This window comes from Streptomyces gobitricini (assembly GCF_039532985.1).
Classification (GTDB): Bacteria; Actinomycetota; Actinomycetes; order Streptomycetales; family Streptomycetaceae; genus Streptomyces; species Streptomyces gobitricini.
The window spans coordinates 40,797-61,423 of the sequence record NZ_BAAASR010000004.1; the positions used below are offsets into that span (position 1 = coordinate 40,797).

Here is a 20,627-nt window from a genome sequence, read left to right on the forward strand (position 1 = left end):
CCGGCGCCCCGCGGCGCGCCCGGTCAGAGGCCCCCGCCGCCGGCCCGGACGAGGCCCGTCTCGTACGCCAGGACCACGACCTGGACGCGGTCCCGGAGCGCCAGCTTGGTGAGGATGCGGCCCACATGGGTCTTGACCGTGGCCTCCGACAGGACGAGCCGGGCGGCGATCTCGCCGTTCGACAGGCCCTGGGCGACCAGCATCATGACCTCGCGCTCCCGCTCGGTCAGCCTCTCCAGCGTCTTGTCGCGCGGTTCCTTGCCGGTGACCGGGAGCATCGGCGAGAAGCGGTCCAGGAGGCGCCGGGTCGTGGACGGCGCGACGACCGCGTCCCCGCTGTGCACGGAGCGGATCGCGCTGAGCAGTTCGCCCGGCGGCACGTCCTTGAGCATGAAGCCGCTGGCGCCCGCCTTCAGCCCCGAGAACGCGTACTCGTCGAGGTCGAAGGTCGTGAGGATCAGCACCTTCGGGGCGTCGGGCGCGGCACAGACGCGGCGGGTCGCCTCGACGCCGTCGAGCCTCGGCATGCGGACGTCCATCAGGACCACGTCCACGGCGGTGGAGCGGAGGATCTCGATGGCCTCCGCGCCGTCGCCCGCCTCCGCGACGACCTCCATGTCCGGCTGGGCGGCGAGCACCATGCGGAAGCCGGTGCGCAGCAGCACCTGGTCGTCGACGAGCATCACGCGGATGGACATGCGGTTCCTTAACGGGGGTCAGTGGGCGGACTTGAGGGGGAGCAGGGCGCTGATCCGGAAGCCGCCGCCCGGCCGGGGCCCGGCGTCCAGGGTGCCGCCGACCATACCGACCCGCTCCCGCATGCCGATCAGACCGTGGCCCCGGCCGTCGGCGCCGCCGTCCTCGTACAGCTCCTGCGCCGCGCCGCGGCCGTCGTCCTCGACCAGCAGGCCGAGCCCGTCGTCGAAGTACACCAGCCGCACGCTCGCCCCGACGTCCGGACCGCCGTGCTTGCGGGTGTTGGTCAGCGCCTCCTGGACGATGCGGTACGCGGTGAGCTCGACGCCGCTGGGCAGGGGGCGCGCGGTGCCCTCGACCCTGAAGTCGACGGTGAGGCCCGCGGCGCGGACCTGCTCGACCAGGTGCTCGATCTGCTGGACGTCGGGCTGGGGCACGTAGTCCTCGGAGTCCTGCGGCTCTCCGGTGCGCAGGATGCCGAGCAGCCGGCGCATCTCCGCGAGGGCCTGGCGGCCGGTGCCGGAGATGGTCTCCAGGGCCTGCTTCGCCTGCTCGGGCGAGGCGTCCAGGACGTAGGCGGCACCGTCGGCCTGGACGACCATGACGGAGACGTTGTGGGCCACGACGTCGTGCAGCTCACGGGCGATACGGGCGCGCTCGGCGGCGACGGCGACCTTGGCCTGCGCCTCGCGCTCCCGCTCCAGCCGGGACGCCCGCTCCTCCAGCTGGTCGAAGTAGGCGCGGCGGGTGCGCATGGAGTCGCCGAGCACCCAGGCGAGGACGAACGGCACGGTCATCACGACGGTGAAGAAGACCTTGCCGGCGGTGGAGATGTTCCCCTCCGGCCAGCGCAGCTGGGCGAGCGGCGCCGCGCACACCCCTCCGACGAGCGCGAGGCGGGAGGCCCAGCGCGGGCCGTCGCCCTGCGCCGCGACGGTGTAGATCACGACGAGCATGGCGAAGTCGGCGGGGTTGATGTGGATGTCGAGCGCGAGCTGGGCGACCCCGACGGCCGCGACGAGGAGCAGCGTCTTCTCGGGTGCCAGGCGGCGCAGCGCGAGCGCGAGGCAGAGCAGCAGGACGATGCCGGCCGCCACGGGGCGGGGATCCGCTCCGACGGGCTCCTGGACCACCCACAGCATGGAGAACCCCAGGAGCATCACAGCCCAGAAACTGTCGACGCCCGTCGGGTGTCTGCGGAGGAAGTCGTAAAGGCGCTGCACGTAACCCAGCGTAGGGAAACCGGATAGGTGCATGGGTCAACCGGAGGGCCGATCCGGGCGGCGGAGGCGTACTCCGCAAGGTGGAGACTGATGCGCGTGATTGATGAGACGTGTCAACCCGGTCCGTGGCGCGGCTGGCGGGCGGCCATGGAGGCGGCCCTGTACGGCCCCGACGGCTTCTACCTGCGGCCGGAGGGGCCGGCGGGGCACTTCCGCACGTCCGTGCACGCCTCGCCGCTGTTCGCGGGGGCGGTGGCCCGGCTCCTGGTCCGGGTCGCCGGGGAGCTGGGCTCGGACGACATCGCCGTGGTCGACATGGGCGCGGGGCGGGGCGAGCTGCTGACGGGCGTGCTGGCGGCCGTGCCCCCGGGACTTCGCGTACGGGCGTACGCCGTCGAGCGCGCCGCCCCGCCCGAGGCGCTCGACCCGCGCGTCACCTGGTCGGCGGAGCCGCCGTCCGGGGTGCGCGGGCTGCTGTTCGCCAACGAGTGGCTGGACAACGTCCCGATGGACGTGGCGGAGCGGGACGGGTCGGGTACGCCCCGCTACGTGGAGGTGGCGCCCGACGGCACCGAGCGGCTGGGCGCGCCCGTGACGGGCGCGGACGCCGAGTGGCTGGCCCGCTGGTGGCCGTTGCGGGAGCAGGGCGAGCGTGCCGAGATCGGCCGTCCCCGCGACGAGGCGTGGGCCCGGGCGGTCGGCACCCTGGCGGCGGGCCTGGCGGTGGCGGTCGACTACGCCCACGTGGCGGGCGCCCGGCCCCCGTTCGGCACGCTCACCGGATTCCGCGCCGGCCGCGAGGTGCCCCCGGTGCCGGACGGGTCGTGCGACATCACGGCCCATGTGGCGCTGGACGCCTGCGCGGCGGCGGGCGCGGCGGCGGGGGGCGAGGCGGCGGGGGGCGGCGCCCGGACCGGCAGCCGGGCGGCCACCGGCACGGGCACCGGCGCCGGTACCGGCCGGGAGGCCGGCGGTTCCGCGCGTACCGGCCCCGGCGGGGCGGACGGGGAGCCTGCGGGGCCCGGAGGCGCGGGACCTGCGGGGCAGGCGGGGCAGGCGGGGCAGGCGGGCGGCGCGGGACCTGCGGCCGGAGGATCCGCCTGGCCTGCGGGCGCGGGGTACGTGGGCGGCGCGCCCGGCTCCGGCGGGGCGGAGGCCCGGCGTCCGCGGGAGGCCGGGTACCTCCTCCCGTACGGCACCGAGCTCCTCAGCCAGCGGGAGGCGCTGCGGCGGCTCGGGGTGAGCGGGGGCCGGCCGCCGATCGAGACGGCCCGGACGGACCCCGCCGGATACGTACGGGCGCTCGCGCGCGCCGGGGAGGCCGCCGAGCTCACCGCGCGGGGCGGGCTCGGGGACTTCACCTGGCTGCTCCAGCGCGTGCCCGGGGAGGGATACTGTCCGGCATGACGGAGACCACGGTCGGCATCGGCGGTGCCGCGGAAAGCACCGACATGGTGCTGAACATCGGACCCCAGCACCCCTCCACGCACGGCGTGCTGCGCCTCCGCCTCGTCCTGGACGGCGAGGTGATCCGGCACGCCGAACCGGTCGTCGGCTACATGCACCGCGGCGCCGAGAAGCTCTTCGAGGCGCGGGACTACCGCCAGATCATCATGCTGGCCAACCGCCACGACTGGCTGTCCGCGTTCTCCAACGAGCTCGGTGTCGTCATGGCCGTCGAGCGGATGCTCGGCATGGAGGTCCCGGAGCGGGCCGTGTGGACCCGCACCCTCCTCGCCGAGCTGAACCGGGTCCTCAACCACCTGATGTTCCTCGGCTCGTACCCCCTCGAACTGGGCGGTATCACGCCGATCTTCCACGCCTTCCGGGAGAGGGAGGACCTCCAGCACGTCATGGAGGAGGTCTCCGGCGGCCGGATGCACTACATGTTCAACCGGGTCGGCGGGCTCAAGGAGGACCTGCCGGCCGGCTGGCTCGGCCGGGTCCGCGACGTGGTGGCCGAGGTCCGCTCCCGCATGGACGTGTACGACCGGCTCGTCCTCGGCAACGAGATCTTCCGCGGCCGTACCCGGGGTGTCGGCGTCCTGTCCCCGGAGATCGTGCACGCGTACGGGGTCAGCGGCCCGATCGCCCGCGCCTCGGGCGTCGACTTCGATCTGCGCCGCGACGAGCCGTACCTGGCGTACGGCGAGCTCCAGGACGCGCTGGAGGTCGTCACCCGCACCGAGGGCGACTGCCTGGCCCGCTTCGAATGCCTGCTGGGGCAGACCCACAACTCGCTGGACCTCGCCGACGCCTGCCTGGACCGGCTCGCCGAGCTGCCGCCCGGCCCGATCAACCAGCGGCTGCCGAAGGTCCTCAAGGCGCCCGAGGGCCACACGTACGCCTGGACCGAGAACCCGCTCGGCCTCAACGGCTACTACCTGGTCTCCAAGGGCGAGAAGACCCCGTACCGCCTCAAGCTCCGCTCGGCGTCCTACAACAACATCCAGGCGCTGGTCGAGCTGCTCCCCGGCACCCTGGTCGCCGACATGGTGGCGATCCTGGGGTCGTTCTTCTTCGTCGTCGGCGACGTCGACAAGTAGAGCGGCGGGCGGTCAGGACACCGCGCCGCGCCGCAGTTCCACCACGTCGAGCTGTTCCGTCTCGTCGTGCGCGGTCAGGTCGATGACCTTGCCGACCGCGCGGTCCTCGCCGCGCCGTACGGCGAGTGCCTCTTCGCCCACGACGTCGGCGAGGTCCTCGTGCTGCACGGACTCGATGGCCGCGGTGTTCCTCGCGCCCGCGCCCGAGCCCGAGCCCGAGCCGAAGAAGTCGAAGCCGCCCTGGAGGCACGGCACCGGGCGGCGCTGCTCGGGGTACGGCACCATCGCGCCGGCCGGCCGGACCGGGCGCATGGCGGAGGCGCCGTGGACGGAGGGGGCGGCGGCCGACGGGCGGTCGTGCTGCCGCTCGGCGACCGCCGCGTGCTTCCCCTGCGGTTCGTCCGCCTCCCGGCCCCGCGGGGCCGGGTCACCGCGCCGGGCCGCCCCGGTGGTGCGCCCGGTCTCCTGCCCGGCGGCGTTGCGCGTGAGGTTCTCCAGCGCCTTGGCGGCCTGGAGGTAGGCGCCGGGTGTGGGCGCCGAACCGCCGGCGGGCAGCGCCCGGGCGGGGGCGGCGGCCTCCAGGGCCAGCTGTCGGCGGCCCTCCAGCGCGCTGGCGCGCTCGGTCTCGGCGGTGGCGTACCGGCGCAGCAGCTCGGCGTGCTCGTTGCGCAGCGCGGCCAGTTCGACCCGCTTGGCGCGCAGTCTGGCGTCGAGCCTGGCGCGCAGCTCCCGGGACTCCTCGAGGTCGGACTCCAGCTCGGCCAGGCGCTCCTCGGTGCGCCACTGGTCGCCGGCCCGGGCCCGGGTCAGCTCGGCGACACGGCGGCCGGCCGCGCGGTCCCAGTTGCGCATCAGGACCGAGCCGGTGACGGCCGCGGCCGCCGCGGCGGCGGTCAGGAGGCGCAGGACGAACGGATCGGCGAGGAACCAGGCGCCGCCGGCGCAGACAACGGCCGCTCCCGCCACCGCGGAAGGGGGCAGAAGCCGGTGCAGGGGTGGGGAATGGCGGTGGCGTCCACGTGGCATGGCCTGAAATTTACCGTGCGTAGATGTCGTATGGGGGATCGGCCCGGCAATGTTTCGACCCTGTGATCCGAAACGCGATCGCAAGGACTTCCCGACCGACTTCCGGGCCCGGTCGCCGACCACTTCCGGGCCCACTTCCGGGCCAACTTCCGGAGCCCGGTCGCCGCTCCTTACGGCCTGTCTTCCGGCCGACTCGGCAACCGGGCCCACCGCCCTTCACGGCGTCACTTCCGGACCAGGCCCTCCGACTCCAGGTAAGCCCTCGCCACGTCCGCCGGCTTTGCCCGCTCGGCGTCCACCTTCCTGTTCAACTCCACCAGATCCTCGGTGGTGAGCGCCTTGGTGATCTTGTTCAGGGCCTCGGCTATCTCCGCCGAACCCGCGTCCTTCGCATTGACCACGGGCAGCACGTTGTCGGCGTTCTGCAGCTTCTTGTCGTCCTCCAGCAGCACCAGTCCGAAGGCGTCCAGCGTGGCGTCGGTCGTGGTGGTCAGGACGAGCTGGTCGACGCCGTCCTTCACGGCCTGCTTGGCCTGCGGCGTGCCCACACCCTTGGGGTCGATGCCCGTCACATCGATTCCGTACGTCTTCTTCAACCCGGGCGCGCAGAACGGCCGTATCTCGCACTCGTCACCGGCCGCGATCTTGACCTTCAGCCCGGAAGCGCCGAGATCCGAAAGCGTCCTGAGCTTGTTCTTCTCGGCGAATTCCCTGGTCACGGCGAAGGCGTTCTGATCGACCGCTTCACCGGCCGGGAGCACCTTCAGACCACGCGGTCCGGCGAGCTTCTCCAACGCCGTCACGGTGGCGGCCACATCGCTGGACGCGACCGGCTTCTCCTCGACCGCCTTCGCTCCGTTCACCTTGGCGTTCAGGAATTCCGCAAGCGTAGCCGCGTATTCCGGTACGACGTCGATCTCGCCCTTCTCCAGGGACGGTTCGTAGAGTTCCCGGTTCTCCACGGTCTTGACGGACGTGGAGTAACCGGCGTCCTTCAGCACCTGGGCGTACAGCTCCGCCAGGACATTGGACTCGGTGAAACCGGCCGACCCGACGACCAGCGTTTCCGTGCCGGCGCCACCCGACGAGGAGGTCCCCGGTCCACCCCGCTCCTCCAGGCTCTTGCCTTCGCCGCACGCGGCCAGCCCACCGGTGAGCGCCACCACACCCAGTACCGCACCCGCCATCGCCGAGGTCCTGCTCATCGCGTTCTCCATCCCGTCCCGTTCCTTGCCGTTCATCGGTCAGTGCGCCCGCCGGCTGGTCCGCATGGGATCGAACGCCCGGCCCGCCACCACCAGCAGGCCCTCGGCCAGCAGGGCGAGCGCGCCGACCACCAGCGCCCCGGCGACCACCTGCGCGGTGTCGTTCCTGTTGAACCCGGCGGTGATGATCCGGCCGAGCCCGCCCGCCCCCGCCATGGCGGCGAGCGTCGCGGTGGCGATCACCTGCACGGTCGCCGTCCGCAGGCCCGTCATCACCATCGGGTACGCGAGGGGCAGTTCCACCCGGCGGAACACCTGGCCGCCCGACATCCCCATTCCCCGGGCCGCCTCGACCACCGACCGGTCCACCTCGCGCATGCCGACGTACGCGTTGGTGAGCAGCGGCGGCACGGCGAACAGCACGAGCGCGATGATCGTCGGCAGGTCACCCCGTCTCCCGAGCGGCGTGAGCGTCAGCAGGACCAGCACCGCCAGCGTGGGCACCGCGCGCCCCACGTTGGAGATGTTGACGGCCAGCGCGCCGCCCCGGCCGATGTGCCCGAGCCACAGCGCGAGCGGCAGGGCGATCAGGCAGGAGACCGCCAGGCACACGCCGCTGAACCACAGATGCTCGGCCAGCCGGTGCCACACCCCGCTCTCCCCCTGCCAGTTGGCCCCGGTCGTCAGCCAGGCCCACGCGTCGGTCACCGCGCCCATCGCTCACCCCGCCTTACGTACGCGTATGCCTGTGCCCGGGGTGCGGGCCGGACGGGTCCATGGCGTGAGCAGCCGCTGAAGCCCGAGGAGCAGCAGGTCGGCGGTGACCGCGAGCAGGACGCACAGCACGGACGCGGTGAGCACCTGCGCCTTGAAGAAGCTCTTCAGCCCGGTCGTGATGAGGGTGCCCAGGCCGCCGTAGTCCACCAGCGCGCCGACCGTCGTCAGCGCGACCGTCGACACCGTCGCCATCCGCACGCCCGCCATCACCGCGGGCAGCGCCAGCGGCAGTTCGACCTCCCACAGCAGCCGGCGCGGCCCGTACCCCATCCCGCGCGCCGCCTCCCGCGCCTCCTCGGGCACCGCTGCCAGCCCGGCCAGGATGTTCCGGACGAGGACGGTCAGCGAATACAGCACGAGCCCGGTCACCACCAGGGCGGCGGACAGGCCGAACAGCGGCAGCAGCAGCGAGAACAGGGCCAGCGACGGGATCGCGTACAGCACGGTGGTCAGCCCGAGGACGGGCCCCGCGAGCCGTGGACGGGCGCGGACCAGCAGCGCCAGCGGGAAGGCCACGGCCAGCCCGATCGACACCGACACGGCCGTGATCCACACGTGCTGGACGGTGGCCTCGGTCAGTTCCCGGGCGCGGGAGCCGACGTACTCACCGCAGATCCAGTCGTTGGCCGCCAGACAACCGGCAGCGCTCACCACGGAACTCACCCGCCCCCTCCTCCCCGGCCGCGCCCGCCCGCCGGGCACGCGTACCCGGCGCCCGGCCCGGCCACGTACCGCCCACAGCACTCGGCCCGGTGTTCGATCCGACAACGACCCTAACCCCGCCCACTGACAACCACCGCTCGTCGGCACGGCCCGGCGACACGGCCTTCACAACCGGACGGCCGTGGCGGCCACAATGGGGCGCATGATCCGATTCGAGCGCGTCACCAAGCGGTACGCGGACGGCACGACCGCCGTCGACGACCTGTCGTTCGAGGTGGCCGAGGGAGAACTGGTCACGCTCGTCGGACCGTCCGGCTGCGGCAAGACCACCACGATGAAGATGGTCAACCGGCTGATCGAGCCGACCGGGGGCCGGATTTTCGTCGACGGCCAGGACATAGCCGAGGTCGACCCGGTCCGGCTGCGCCGCCGGATCGGCTACGTCATCCAGCAGGTCGGCCTGTTCCCCCACAAGACCGTCCTGGAGAACACCGCGACCGTCCCCCACCTGCTCGGCGTCAAACGCTCCGCGGCACGCGCCCGTGCCGCCGAACTCCTCGCCCTCGTGGGCCTCGACCCGTCCGTCCACGGCGACCGCTACCCCGAGCAGCTCTCCGGCGGCCAGCGCCAGCGCGTCGGAGTGGCCCGCGCCCTCGCCGCCGATCCGCCCGTCCTGCTGATGGACGAGCCGTTCGGAGCGGTCGACCCGGTCGTGCGCGAGCACCTGCAGAGCGAGTTCCTCAAACTCCAGTCGGAGGTGCGCAAGACGGTCCTGTTCGTCACGCACGACATCGAGGAGGCCGTCCGGCTCGGTGACCGCATCGCCGTCTACGGGCAGGGCAGGATCGAGCAGTTCGACGCCCCGGCCACCGTGCTGGGCGCCCCGGCGACCCCGTACGTCGCCGACTTCGTCGGCGCGGACCGCGGCCTCAAGCGGCTGTCCGTGACGCCCGTCGAGCCGGGTGACCTCGAACAGCCGCCGATCGTCCACCTCGACGACGCGCTGCCCCGCGAGCTCGGGTCGCGCTGGGCCGTCGTCCTCGACCGCGACGACAACCTGCACGGCTGGATCTCCGCCGGACAGGCCGCCGGCGGCACGGGGACGGTGGGCGACCACGCCCGGCGCATGGAGGCGTGGCTGCCCGTCGGTGCCTCGCTCAAGCAGGCCTTCGCGACGATGCTCCAGCACGACGCGGGCTGGATCGCCGTCATCGACCGCGAAGAGCGGGGACGTTTCCTCGGCGTCCTGACGCCGGCCCGGCTCCACGAGGCCCTGCGCCGCTCGATCGACGCGGACGCGCGGGACGTCCCCCGTACGGACGTCGACCTGGAGACGGTCGGCTAGTCAGGCCGCGCTGAGCCGGCCGCTCAGCCACACCAGCGCCGGGGGGATCTCCCGGTTCCAGGTGGTGAAGTTGTGCCCGCCGCTGTCGAGGGTGATCGACGAGACGCGTGCGGGCGCCTTCACCTTCTTGATGAAGGAGCGGGTGGCCGCGAGGTTCCCCTCGCCCTTCGCGGAGGTGGTGACGAGGAACGACGACGTGCCCTGCGGCAGGTGGTCCAGGCTCCACAGCAGGTTCGCCCGGTCGCGCAGGCGCTGGTCGCCGTGGAAGAGGTCACCGGTCGTCAGGTCCTCGGCGGCCTCGTAGTAGGCGGAGAGGCCGGCGCCGGCCGCGTACCGCCCGGGGTGGTGCAGGGCGATCTTGAGAGCGCAGTAACCGCCGGTCGAGTTGCCGATGAACCCCCAGTTCCGGGGGGCGGTGCCCACGCGGTACGTCTCGGAGACGGCCTTCGGCAGGTCCTCGGCGAAGAAGGTCTCCGTCTGCGGGCCGCCGGGGACGTCGACGCACTCCGTGTCGCGCGGCGGGGCCACGGTGGGCCGTGCCATCACCAGGATCATCGGCTGCATCTTCTTCTCCCTGGCCTGCTCGTAGGCCGTACGCGGGTACTTCAGGCCCTTGAGCAGGTTCTCGGCCGTGCCCGGATAACCGGTCAGGACGACCGCGGCGGGGAAGGTCTTCCCCGCGTACGCCGGCTGGAAGTACTCCGGGGGCAGGTAGACGTACGCCGGGCTGTCGATCCTCGAGGTCTCTCCCGAGATGACGACCTTCTGCACCTGCCCGCCCACCGCCGGGCGGCCACCGCCGGGGACGCCCTCGATCTTCTGCCTGCCGAGGATCCTGATGTCCTTCCCGCCCGCACCCGCCGAGTGGTCGACGACCACCCCCATCTCCTGCTCCTGCCCGAACAGGTCGGCCCAGGAGCCGTAGAAGAGGAAGTAGTTGTTGGCCGCGAGGCCCACGGTGGCGAACAGCGCCACCTGGGTCGCCAGCAGCAGACCGATCCGGCCGAGCACCACCCGCAGGCCGTCGCGCGCCAGCCGCGGCCACAGCAGGACCGTGACGGCGAACAGCCCCACGGCCAGCAGGGCGGCCAGCGCCAGGACTTTGTTGCTGGTGAGACCCATGAGTCCTTCAAGCCTTCTTCGTCGAATATTTCCGGGGAGGGAATGAACCCGCCCCCCACGAGCCCCGTCCTAGAGAGCGCGAATCGTCCGGCCGGGCCCCGTTCCGGCCGGCGGGACACCACGAATCTTTGCGGAGCCTTGGGAAGCGATGTCTGTCACGGTAGATGGGGATAAGTCGGAACCGGTTCCGAGCCGGATAGGCCGTCTCCTGCGCGGTCCACGCGCCGAGAAGGTGCCCGCCCTGGTCGGCACGGCATGTACGTTCATCGGTCTGATCGACATCGCCGCCGGGGTCTTCCCGCGCTTCCGCGCCAGCCGGATGCACGCCATCGCCGAGGTACTGCCCGGCACCCTGGGCCCCCTCTCGGCGGCCCTCTCCCTGGGCGTCGGCGTACTGCTGCTGCTCCTCGCCCACGGCCTCAAGCGCCACAAGCGCCGCGCCTGGCGGGCTGCCGTGGTCCTCCTGCCGGTGGGGGCGGTGGCGCAGTTCGTCTACCGCCACTCCGTCATCGGTGTGCTGTTCTCCCTGCTGCTCCTGGCGCTGCTGCTGCGCCACCGCGGGGAGTTCGCGGCCCTGCCCGACCCGCGCAGCCGCTGGAAGGCGCTCGCCAACTTCGTCCTCATGGGCGCCGGTTCCATCGCCCTCGGCCTGATCATCGTCAGCGCCCACCCGGGGAAGGTCGTCGGCAACCCGGGCCTGAGCGACCGCCTGGAGCACGTGCTGTACGGCCTGTTCGGCGTGGAGGGCCCCGTCGGCTACCGCGGCGGCGTCGACTGGACGGTCGGCTACTCGCTCGGCGCCCTCGGCCTGCTGACCGCCATCACCACCATCTACCTGGCCTTCCGCCCCGAGCACCCGGTCGCCCGGCTCACCGAGGACGACGAGACCCGGCTGCGCGCCCTGCTGGACAAGCACGGCGGCCGTGACTCCCTCGGCCACTTCGCGCTCCGCCGCGACAAGGGCGTCGTCTTCTCCCCCAGCGGCAAGGCCGCCGTCTGCTACCGCGTCGTCTCCGGTGTGATGCTCGCCAGCGGCGACCCGATCGGCGACGTCGAGGCCTGGCCCGGCGCCATCGAGCGGTTCATGGACGAGGCCAAGGCCCACTCGTGGACGCCCGCCGTCATGGGCTGCTCCGAGACCGGCGGTGAGGTCTGGACCCGCGAGACCGGCCTGGACGCGCTGGAGCTGGGCGACGAGGCGGTGGTGGACGTCGCGGATTTCTCCCTGGCCGGGCGCGCCATGCGCAATGTGCGCCAGATGGTGAAGCGCATCGAGCGCAATGGCTACGAGACCCGGGTACGGCGCGCCCGTGACCTGTCGGACGGCGAGCTGGAGCGGATCAGACGCGCCGCCGCCGACTGGCGGGGCACCGACACCGAGCGGGGGTTCTCCATGGCGCTGGGCCGGATCGGCGACCCGGCCGACGGTGACGCGGTGATCGCCACCGCGCACAAGGCGGACGCCGGGTCCGACGCCTCCCCGTACGGCGACCTGAAGGCGATCATCCACTTCGTGCCGTGGGGTACGGACGGGATGTCGCTGGAGCTGATGCGCCGCGACCGCTCGGCCGACCCGGGCATGAACGAGCTGCTGATCGTCGCCGCCCTCCAGGCCTCGCCCAGGCTGGGCATCGAGCGGGTGTCGCTGAACTTCGCGATGTTCCGCTCCGCCCTGGCACGCGGCGAGAAGCTCGGCGCGGGCCCGGTCCTCCGGGTCTGGCGCGGCCTGCTGGTGTTCCTCTCGCGCTGGTTCCAGATCGAGTCCCTGTACAAATTCAACGCCAAGTTCCAGCCGCGCTGGGAGCCCCGTTTCGTGGTCTACCGCAACGCCCGCGACCTGCCGCGCATCGGTTTCGCCGCGATGCAGGCGGAAGGCTTCGTGAACCTGGTCCCGCCCCCGCCCTTCCGCCGCCGCGCCGCGAACGCCACGGCCCGCCCGTGCGCGCACCTGACCCCGGCGCACGGCGAACACGGCGTCCGCGCCGCCTGACCGGCCCGCCGCCCGGAGCACCGCCGCCCGAGCGCCCACACCGCCGGACGCGGCCCACCCGCCGGGCCGGTCACACCGCCCGACCGCCCACACCGCCGGCCGGTCACGCCGCCCGAGGGGGCCGCTCCGCCGGAGGGAGGCCACCCGCGCCGGGGCGGGCCGCTCCCGTCCGTCAGGCCCTCAGGACACCCCCTAGGCTGGACGCATGAGTACCTTGCGCGGACGGGGCACGGCCCGCGGCCTGCCCACGTTCGACCGCTGCGCGGTCATGGGGGTCGTCAACGTGACGCCCGACTCCTTCTCCGACGGCGGCCGCTGGTTCGACACCACGGCCGCCATCAAGCACGGCCTGGACCTGGTCGCCCAGGGCGCGGACCTGGTGGACGTCGGTGGCGAGTCGACCCGCCCCGGCGCCACCCGGGTGGACGAGGACGAGGAACTGCGCCGGGTCGTCCCCGTCGTACGGGGCCTGTCGGCCGAAGGGGTCGCCGTGTCCGTCGACACCATGCGCGCCTCCGTCGCCCGCCTGGCCGTCGAGGCCGGCGCGATCCTCGTCAACGACGTCAGCGGCGGCCTCGCCGACCCCGCCATGGTTCCCTCCGTCGCCGCCGCCGAGGTGCCGTTCGTCGTCATGCACTGGCGCGGCTTCAGCAAGGACATGAACGGCCTCGCCGTGTACGACGACGTGGTCGCCGAGGTGGTCGCCGAGCTGCGCACCCGCATGGAGGCGGTCGTGGAGGGCGGCGTCGACCCGGAGCGGATCGTCGTCGACCCGGGCCTGGGCTTCGCCAAGAAGGCCCCGCACGACCTGGCCCTGGTCGCACACCTGGCCGACCTGCGGGCGCTCGGCCGCCCGCTCCTGGTGGCCGCGTCCCGCAAGCGGTTCCTGGGCCACGTCCTGGCCGGGGAGGGCTCCGCCCCGCCGCCCGCCCGGGAGCGGGACGCCGCCACCGCGGCGGTCTCGGCCATCGCGGCGTACGAGGGCGCCTGGGCCGTACGGGTCCACGAGGTACGCGCGACGGCCGACGCGGTTCGCGTGGCCCGCGCCGTCGAGGCCGCCCGGTGAGCGACGCCGCACGCACCGACATCGAGGCAGTGGAGCTCGCGAACACCGCGTTCTACGAGGCGATGGAGCGCGGGGACTTCGAGGAGATCTCCGACCTCTGGCTGGACGACTCGCAGGGCGGGATCTCCTGCGTCCACCCCGGCTGGCCGGTGCTCACCGGACGCGGCGAGGTCCTCCGCTCGTACGCCCTGATCATGGCGAACACGGAGTACATCCAGTTCTTCCTGACCGATGTGCGGGTCTCCGTGGCCGCCGACACGGCCCTGGTGACCTGCACGGAGAACATTCTCAGCGGGGGCCCCGCCGAGGACGGCGCCGATCTGGGGCCGCTCGTCGGGCAGCTGGTGGTCGCCACGAACGTGTTCCGTCGCACACCGGACGGCTGGCGGATCTGGGCCCACCACGGCTCGCCCGTTCTGGCCGAAACCGGTGAGGAAGAGCCCGACGAGAACCCCTCCTGAGTGGGTAGGCGAGCCGGAGAGGAGCCCGTGGGCAGGTCCTGTCACTGCTCGCAGGTAGATTCGACTGGTGGCACCGAGCCGTCCGCACCCGGTCGCGTGCCCACCGGACCAACGACAGCAGGAGTGATTCGCGTGGATCGTGTCGCGCTGCGCGGCCTCAAGGCCCGCGGGCACCATGGCGTCTTCCCCCGGGAGCGCGAGGAAGGCCAGACGTTCATCGTGGACCTGGTGCTCGGCCTCGACACCCGCCCCGCGGCGGCCGACGACGACCTGGCGAAGACCGTGCACTACGGCGTCGTGGCGGAAGAGGTCGTGGAGGTCGTACAGGGCGAGCCGGTCGACCTGATCGAGACGCTCGCCGAGCGCATCGCCCAGCAGTGCCTCAAGCACGACGGCGTCCATGAGGTCGAGGTGGTGGTCCACAAGCCGGACGCCCCGATCACCGTGCCCTTCGACGACGTGACCATCACCATCACCCGGAGCCGCGCATGAACAAGACGCACAGCGACCCGACGGTACAGCCGGTGCCCGCCTCCGTGACGGAGCAGGTCGACGCCGCCGACATCACCCTGTCCAACCCCCAGCGCGCCGTGCTCTCCCTCGGCGCCAACCTGGGCAACCGCCTGGAGACCCTTCAGGGCGCCATCGACGCGCTGGAGGACACTCCCGGCGTCCGGGTGAAGGCGGTGTCGCCCGTGTACGAGACGGAGCCCTGGGGCGTCGACCCCGGCTCCCAGCCGTCGTACTTCAACGCTGTCGTACTCCTCAAGACCACCCTGCCCCCCGCGTCCCTGCTGGAGCGGGCGCACGCGGTGGAGGAGGCCTTCCACCGCGTCCGTGACGAGCGCTGGGGCGCGCGGACGATCGACGTCGACATCGTGGCGTACGCGGACGTCGTCTCGGACGACCCCGTCCTCGTCCTCCCGCACCCCCGCGCCCACGAGCGGGCCTTCGTGCTGGCGCCGTGGCACGACGTGGATCCGGAGGCGCAGCTGCCGGGCGTCGGAGCGGTCGCGGAGCTGCTCGGCGGCGTCGGCCGCGAAGGCGTCCTGCCGCGTGCGGACCTGGAACTGCGCCTGCCCGAGTAGCGTTGGGTGATCAGCAGGCACGGCACGGCGACGAGATGAAAGGCCCCCGGTGAAACAACTGCGGCTCAAGGTACTGGCCGGACTGTTCGTCGTCGCCGGCGTCCTCTCCTGGGGCGGCGCCCGGCTGTGGGAGTCGTTCGGCACCCTGCCGAGCGTCCCCCTGGCCGCGCCGATCGTCCTCGCCGTCATCGCGGTCGTCCTGACCGCGACGGCGCTCTCGCTGCGCTCCCGGCTGCGCGCCCAGCGCGAGCGCCGCCCCGACGCCAAGGGCGTCGAGCCGATGATGGCCGCCCGCGCGGTCGTCTTCGGCCAGGCGAGTGCCCTGGTCGCGGCGCTGGTGAGCGGCATGTACGGCGGCACGGCCGTCTTCCTGCTCGGCTCGCTCGACATCCCGGCCCGCCGCGACCAGGCCATCTACGCCGGCTTCTCGGTGCTGGCGGGGATCGGGGTGATCGCCGCGGCGATCTTCCTGGAGCGCGTGTGCAAGCTCCCCGAGGACGACGGCCCGGAAGGCGGCGGGGCACCCGCCGTCTGACCGGGGCACCCGCCGTCTGACCGGGGCACCCGCCGTCCGGTCGGGGCACCCGCCGTCCGGTCGGCCCCGACCGGGAGCGCACCGGGCGTGCGGCCGGGCCGCTGCACCGGTTCCCGGACCGGCTCACCGCCCCTCCGGGACCGGACACCCGCCCGACGCCGGGCCCGCTGGGCAGGCCGTACGCCGCCCGGCCGTCCTCACCCGGTGACCGGCCACTGGGCACGGACGCCGTCGGACACTCCCGGCAGGCGGAGCTATCGAGCCATGATCAGGCTCATCGCCTCATTGCGGGTGGCACCGTCGCGGAGCTGACCCCGCACCGCCGAGGTGATGGTCTTGGCTCCCGGCTTGCGGATACCGCGCATCGACATGCACATGTGCTCGCACTCGATGACCACGATCACGCCACGCGGCTCCAGGATCTTCATCAGCGAGTCCGCGACCTGCGTGGTCAGCCGCTCCTGCACCTGAGGCCGACGGGCGAAGACATCCACGAGCCGGGCGAGCTTCGACAGGCCGGTGATCTTGCCTGTGACCGACGGAATGTACCCGACATGGGCCACACCCCTGAACGGGACCAGGTGATGCTCGCAGCAGGATGTGACCTCGATGTCCTTCACCAGGACCATCTCGTCGTGCCCCAGGTCGAATGTCGTCGTCAGGACGTCCTCGGGCTCCTGCCACAGGCCGGCGAATATCTCCCGGTACGCGCGGGCCACCCGCGCCGGCGTCTCCCGCAGCCCTTCGCGGTCCGGGTCCTCACCGACCGCGAGAAGCAGTTCGCGCACGGCGGCCTCAGCTCGCTTCTCGTCGAACACGCCGATCGTGCCGTCGACGTCCAACGTCACCGGGTCCGTCATCTGTGCCTCGTTCCATGGTGCCTGTGGTGCGCGCGCGACCGCGCACGCGAAAGCCGCGCCCCCCAGGCTAGAACCTGGGGGGCGCGGCTTTCATTCCGGGGGCACGGGTGCGGCCGGACAAGCCCGGCCGGACCCGTCAGCTCTCCGGTCGTTCCTCGGGGACCGCCTCCGTCGCCGGAGCCGACGGGCTGGCCTTGGTGACGTCCGTCGGCGTGACGCCGTTGGCACCCACCGCGCCATTGGTCAGCGCCAGCTCCTTGGGAGACAGCACCGGCGGCCGCGTCGACGGGGTACGCCGCGAGGAGCCGGTCCACGCCGGACGGGCCGGGCGCTTGACGATCGGGGCGAAGATCTCGGCGATCTCCTCCTTGTTGAGCGTCTCCTTCTCCAGCAGCCGGAGGACCAGGTTGTCGAGGACGTCACGGTTCTCGACGAGGATCTCCCAGGCCTCGTTGTGCGCGGTCTCGATGAGCTTCTTGACCTCTTCGTCGACGAGCGCGGCGACCTCTTCCGAGTAGTCGCGCTGGTGCGTCATCTCCCGGCCCAGGAAGGGCTCGGTGTTGTCGCCGCCGAACTTGATCGCGCCGAGCCGCTCGGTCATGCCGTACTGCGTGACCATGGCCCGCGCGGTCGCGGTCGCCTTCTCGATGTCGTTGGCCGCACCCGTGGTCGGGTCGTGGAAGACCAGCTCCTCCGCCGCGCGCCCGCCCAGCATGTAGGCGAGCTGATCGAGCATCTCGTTGCGCGTGGTGGAGTACTTGTCCTCGTCGGGGAGGACCATGGTGTAGCCCAGGGCCCGGCCACGGGACAGGATGGTGATCTTGTGCACCGGGTCGGAGTTCGGGGAAGCCGCCGCGACCAGGGCGTGACCGCCCTCGTGGTACGCGGTGATCTTCTTCTCCTTGTCCGACATGATCCGGGTCCGCTTCTGCGGGCCCGCGACCACCCGGTCGATCGCCTCGTCCAGCATGTGGTTGTCGATGAGCTTCTTGTCGCTGCGCGCGGTGAGCAGCGCGGCTTCGTTCAGCACGTTCGACAGGTCGGCGCCGGTGAAGCCCGGCGTACGACGCGCCACGGCGGACAGGTCGACGTCCGGGGCGACCGGCTTGCCCTTCTGGTGGACCTTGAGGATCTCCAGACGGCCCTGCATGTCCGGACGGTCGACGGCGATCTGCCGGTCGAAACGGCCCGGGCGGAGCAGCGCCGGGTCGAGGATGTCCGGCCGGTTCGTGGCGGCGATCAGGATGACGCCGCCCTTCACGTCGAAGCCGTCCATCTCGACCAGCAGCTGGTTGAGGGTCTGCTCGCGCTCGTCGTGGCCACCGCCGAGACCCGCGCCGCGGTGCCGGCCGACGGCGTCGATCTCGTCGACGAAGACGATCGCCGGGGCGTTCGCCTTGGCCTGCTCGAAGAGGTCACGGACACGGGAGGCGCCCACACCGACGAACATCTCGACGAAGTCCGAGCCGGAGATCGAGTAGAACGGCACTCCCGCCTCGCCCGCGACGGCGCGTGCGAGCAGGGTCTTGCCCGTTCCGGGCGGGCCGTACAGCAGCACGCCCTTGGGGATCTTGGCGCCGACGGCCTGGAACTTCGCCGGCTCCTGGAGGAACTCCTTGATCTCGTGGAGCTCCTCGACGGCCTCGTCGGACCCCGCCACGTCGGCGAAGGTCGTCTTCGGGGTGTCCTTGGTGATCAGCTTGGCCTTGGACTTCCCGAAGTTCATCACCCGGGAGCCGCCGCCCTGCATCTGATTCATCAGGAACAGGAAGACCACGACGATCAGCACGAAGGGCAGCAGCGAGAGCAGCACCGAGACGATGGCGCTCTGCTTGGTCGGCGAGACGGTGTAGCCCTTGTCGATGTCGCCGGCTTCGTACTTCTTCTGCAGCGTGGCGGCGAGGTCGGATCCCTGCGTGCCGATGTAGCTCGCCTGGATCTTGTCGCTGCCCTTGATCTTCTGGCCGTCCTTGAGGTCGACCTTGATCATCTGTTCGTCGCCGGTGGTCAGCTTGACCTGGTCGACCTGGTTCTTGTCGATCGCCTGGACGACCTCGCCGGTGTCCACCGTCTTGTAGCCACCGGACGAGCCGACGACCTGCATCAACACGACCACGGCGAGGACGGCCAGCACGATCCACATGACCGGCCCACGGAAGTATCGCTTCACGTCCATCCATACGGAGCGATGACGCCCCGTCCCTCCTGCCCGTAGGTAAATGCTGCTATGAGAAAAGACTGCTCTTCGGACGGTACCCCAGCATTGTCACCCGCGACCGCCTTCCCATGCTCCAACGGCGGGAGGGCGTTCCAGGTTCCCGGGGCCCGGCGGGTGCCCCGGGGCGGTTCAGCCTCCGTAGACGTGCGGAGCGAGCGTGCCGACGAACGGGAGGTTGCGGTACTTCTCCGCATAGTCCAGGCCGTAGCCGACGACGAACTCGTTCGGGATGTCGAAGCCGATCCACTTCACGTCGATCGCCACCTTCGCCGCCTCCGGCTTGCGCAGCAGCGTGCAGACCTCCAGGGAGGCCGGCTCGCGCGAGCCGAGGTTCGACAGAAGCCAGGACAGCGTCAGACCGGAGTCGATGATGTCCTCGACGATCAGGACGTGCTTGCCCTTGATGTCGGTGTCCAGGTCCTTGAGGATCCGGACCACACCGGAGGACTGGGTGCCCGCGCCGTACGACGAGACGGCCATCCAGTCCATCGTGACGGGGGTGGACAGCGCGCGCGCCAGGTCGGCCATCACCATGACGGCGCCCTTGAGGACCCCCACGATGAGCAGGTCCTTGCCCGCGTACTCCGCGTCGATCTTCGCGGCGAGCTCCGCCAGCTTCGCGTCGATCTCTTCCTTGGTGATGAGCACCGACTTGAGGTCGGTGCCCATGTCTTTCTCGTTCACCCGGGTCACTTTCGTTGCAGCCTGCGTCAGCCTTGCCGAATGACCAGTCTGCCACCCTGGCGGCGCGCCACGACGCGGCCGGGCAGATTGATGGCTCCCTGCCCCCGCCAGCCGGTGATCAGGCGGTCCAGTTCCTCGACGTGCCGGGCGAACAGGGAGCCGGCGGGGGCGCCCTCGGCGATGGCCGCGCGGCGCAGTACGCGGCGGCGGACGGCGGGCGGCAGGGCGTACAGCTTGGCGCACTCCAGCAGACCCGCCTCGTCCCGTACGGCCGGATCGGCGTCGGCCGCCCAGGAGTCCAGGGCGTCGGCGTCGTCGCGGCAGAGCTGGGCCGTCCGGGCGAGGGCCTCCACGACACCCTTGCCGAGGGACTTCTCCAGGGCGGGCAGGCCCTCCTGGCGCAGCCGGGACCGGGTGTAGGCCGGGTCGGCGTTCATCGGGTCGTCCCAGACCGGCAGGGACTGGACCATGCACGCCTTGCGGGCGGTCTGCCGGTCGAGCTGGAGGAACGGGCGCCGGTAGCGGTCGCGGGTGCCGGTGACGGCGGCCATGCCGGACAGGGAGCGGATACCGGAACCGCGGGCGAGGCCGAGGAGCACCGTCTCGGCCTGGTCGTCGCGGGTGTGGCCGAGCAGCACGGCGGCGGCGCCCAGGCGCTCGGCGGCCTCGTCGAGCGCGGCGTACCGGGCGTCGCGGGCGGCGGCCTCGGGCCCGCCGTCACGCCCGACGGTCACGGCGACGGCCTCGACCGGGTCGAGGTTCATCGCGCCGAGGCGGGCCGCGACCTCGGCGGCTCGGAGGTCGGAACCGGCCTGAAGGCCGTGGTCGACGGTGATGCCACCGGCGCGGACGGAGAGCTTGCGGGCCTCGAAGGCGAGGGCGGAGGCGAGCGCCATGGAGTCGGCGCCGCCCGAGCAGGCCACCAGGACGAGCGGGGGCCGGCGGAGCCCGTCGGCGGCGGGGTCTTCGGTTGTCCCGGCGGCGGGGAGCGCGGGGGTGGAGTGTTCGGTGAGGACGTCGTGGAGTACGCGGCGGACCGCCAGGCGTATCGCCGCGACCGCAGGATGGGGACCCATGTCCGGTGCCCTTCGTGTGAAGTTGGGGGGTGCCTCGGTCGGAGTC

Annotated in this window: 20 protein-coding genes; 9 read left to right on the top strand and 11 right to left on the bottom strand. The window is 72.1% G+C overall.

The features are described from left to right. Nucleotides 1-23: 23 nt before the first annotated feature. Complete coding sequence (locus ABD347_RS05050; RefSeq protein WP_344356845.1) at nucleotides 24-698, bottom strand: response regulator; 675 nt, start codon at nucleotides 696-698, stop codon at nucleotides 24-26. A gap of 18 nt (nucleotides 699-716) precedes the next feature. Beyond that, on the bottom strand, nucleotides 717-1,919 hold the full coding sequence (locus ABD347_RS05055) for a sensor histidine kinase (protein WP_344356847.1): 1,203 nt from the start codon (nucleotides 1,917-1,919) through the stop codon (nucleotides 717-719). 90 nt (nucleotides 1,920-2,009) lie between these two features. Here ABD347_RS05055 and ABD347_RS05060 point away from each other — a divergent pair, with 90 nt between their 5' ends. Continuing rightward, nucleotides 2,010-3,326 carry an SAM-dependent methyltransferase gene (locus ABD347_RS05060; protein WP_425575578.1) on the top strand — a complete coding sequence of 439 codons (1,317 nt, stop codon included), beginning with the start codon at nucleotides 2,010-2,012 and terminating at the stop codon, nucleotides 3,324-3,326. After that, nucleotides 3,323-4,465 (top strand): NADH-quinone oxidoreductase subunit D, encoded by a 1,143-nt coding sequence (locus ABD347_RS05065; RefSeq protein WP_344356849.1) that lies wholly within the window; start codon nucleotides 3,323-3,325, stop codon nucleotides 4,463-4,465. The genes ABD347_RS05060 and ABD347_RS05065 overlap by 4 nt, the downstream gene beginning before the upstream one ends. 12 nt (nucleotides 4,466-4,477) lie before the next feature. Here the strand turns inward: ABD347_RS05065 and ABD347_RS05070 are convergent, their stop codons facing one another. From ABD347_RS05070 to ABD347_RS05085, 4 genes are all read right to left on the bottom strand, one after another. Further along, complete coding sequence (locus ABD347_RS05070; RefSeq protein ID WP_344356852.1) at nucleotides 4,478-5,491, bottom strand: coiled-coil domain-containing protein; 1,014 nt, start codon at nucleotides 5,489-5,491, stop codon at nucleotides 4,478-4,480. 224 nt (nucleotides 5,492-5,715) lie between these two features. Then, nucleotides 5,716-6,696 carry an ABC transporter substrate-binding protein gene (locus ABD347_RS05075; protein ID WP_344356856.1) on the bottom strand — a complete coding sequence of 327 codons (981 nt, stop codon included), beginning with the start codon at nucleotides 6,694-6,696 and terminating at the stop codon, nucleotides 5,716-5,718. A 39-nt stretch (nucleotides 6,697-6,735) separates the two neighbouring features. Next, entirely contained in the window at nucleotides 6,736-7,413 is a 678-nt protein-coding gene (locus tag ABD347_RS05080; RefSeq protein ID WP_344356859.1) for an ABC transporter permease, read from the bottom strand. Between the two features lie 3 nt (nucleotides 7,414-7,416). Beyond that, on the bottom strand, nucleotides 7,417-8,124 hold the full coding sequence (locus ABD347_RS05085) for an ABC transporter permease (protein ID WP_344357014.1): 708 nt from the start codon (nucleotides 8,122-8,124) through the stop codon (nucleotides 7,417-7,419). 214 nt (nucleotides 8,125-8,338) lie between these two features. Here ABD347_RS05085 and ABD347_RS05090 point away from each other — a divergent pair, with 214 nt between their 5' ends. Further along, entirely contained in the window at nucleotides 8,339-9,481 is a 1,143-nt protein-coding gene (locus ABD347_RS05090; protein ID WP_344356860.1) for an ABC transporter ATP-binding protein, read from the top strand. Here the strand turns inward: ABD347_RS05090 and ABD347_RS05095 are convergent, their stop codons facing one another. Further along, entirely contained in the window at nucleotides 9,482-10,603 is a 1,122-nt protein-coding gene (locus ABD347_RS05095; protein ID WP_344356862.1) for an alpha/beta hydrolase, read from the bottom strand. A gap of 148 nt (nucleotides 10,604-10,751) precedes the next feature. Between ABD347_RS05095 and ABD347_RS05100 the strand changes: the two genes are divergently transcribed. The 6 genes from ABD347_RS05100 to ABD347_RS05125 all read left to right on the top strand — a co-directional run bounded on the left by ABD347_RS05100 (nucleotide 10,752) and on the right by ABD347_RS05125 (nucleotide 15,743). Beyond that, complete coding sequence (locus tag ABD347_RS05100; RefSeq protein WP_344356864.1) at nucleotides 10,752-12,593, top strand: phosphatidylglycerol lysyltransferase domain-containing protein; 1,842 nt, start codon at nucleotides 10,752-10,754, stop codon at nucleotides 12,591-12,593. Between the two features lie 205 nt (nucleotides 12,594-12,798). Beyond that, nucleotides 12,799-13,659: a dihydropteroate synthase gene (gene folP, locus ABD347_RS05105; RefSeq protein WP_344356866.1), complete on the top strand. Its 861-nt coding sequence runs from the start codon at nucleotides 12,799-12,801 to the stop codon at nucleotides 13,657-13,659. Further along, the gene (locus ABD347_RS05110; RefSeq protein ID WP_344356870.1) at nucleotides 13,656-14,120 is read left to right on the top strand and encodes a nuclear transport factor 2 family protein; all 465 of its coding nucleotides are present in this window, start codon (nucleotides 13,656-13,658) and stop codon (nucleotides 14,118-14,120) included. Before folP ends, ABD347_RS05110 begins: the two co-directional genes overlap by 4 nt. 132 nt (nucleotides 14,121-14,252) lie before the next feature. Beyond that, nucleotides 14,253-14,612, top strand: a complete 360-nt coding sequence (gene folB, locus ABD347_RS05115; protein WP_425575579.1) for a dihydroneopterin aldolase — start codon at nucleotides 14,253-14,255, stop codon at nucleotides 14,610-14,612. Further along, nucleotides 14,609-15,208, top strand: coding sequence for a 2-amino-4-hydroxy-6-hydroxymethyldihydropteridine diphosphokinase (folK, locus tag ABD347_RS05120; RefSeq protein WP_344356875.1), 600 nt, complete (start codon nucleotides 14,609-14,611; stop codon nucleotides 15,206-15,208). Before folB ends, folK begins: the two co-directional genes overlap by 4 nt. A gap of 49 nt (nucleotides 15,209-15,257) precedes the next feature. Then, nucleotides 15,258-15,743, top strand: coding sequence for a DUF3180 domain-containing protein (locus ABD347_RS05125; protein WP_344356878.1), 486 nt, complete (start codon nucleotides 15,258-15,260; stop codon nucleotides 15,741-15,743). Nucleotides 15,744-15,997: 254 nt separating this feature from the next. On the opposite strand, the gene folE is transcribed toward ABD347_RS05125, so the two are convergent. From folE to tilS, 4 genes are all read right to left on the bottom strand, one after another. Further along, a complete protein-coding gene (gene folE, locus ABD347_RS05130) occupies nucleotides 15,998-16,603 on the bottom strand; it encodes a GTP cyclohydrolase I FolE (protein ID WP_344356881.1) in 606 nt (201 codons plus the stop codon). Nucleotides 16,604-16,739: 136 nt separating this feature from the next. Further along, the gene (gene ftsH, locus ABD347_RS05135; RefSeq protein WP_344356884.1) at nucleotides 16,740-18,779 is read right to left on the bottom strand and encodes an ATP-dependent zinc metalloprotease FtsH; all 2,040 of its coding nucleotides are present in this window, start codon (nucleotides 18,777-18,779) and stop codon (nucleotides 16,740-16,742) included. A gap of 171 nt (nucleotides 18,780-18,950) precedes the next feature. Continuing rightward, nucleotides 18,951-19,490 (bottom strand): hypoxanthine phosphoribosyltransferase, encoded by a 540-nt coding sequence (gene hpt, locus ABD347_RS05140; RefSeq protein WP_064067358.1) that lies wholly within the window; start codon nucleotides 19,488-19,490, stop codon nucleotides 18,951-18,953. Nucleotides 19,491-19,531: 41 nt separating this feature from the next. Beyond that, nucleotides 19,532-20,581 carry a tRNA lysidine(34) synthetase TilS gene (gene tilS / locus ABD347_RS05145; RefSeq protein ID WP_344356886.1) on the bottom strand — a complete coding sequence of 350 codons (1,050 nt, stop codon included), beginning with the start codon at nucleotides 20,579-20,581 and terminating at the stop codon, nucleotides 19,532-19,534. Nucleotides 20,582-20,627 lie beyond the last annotated feature (46 nt).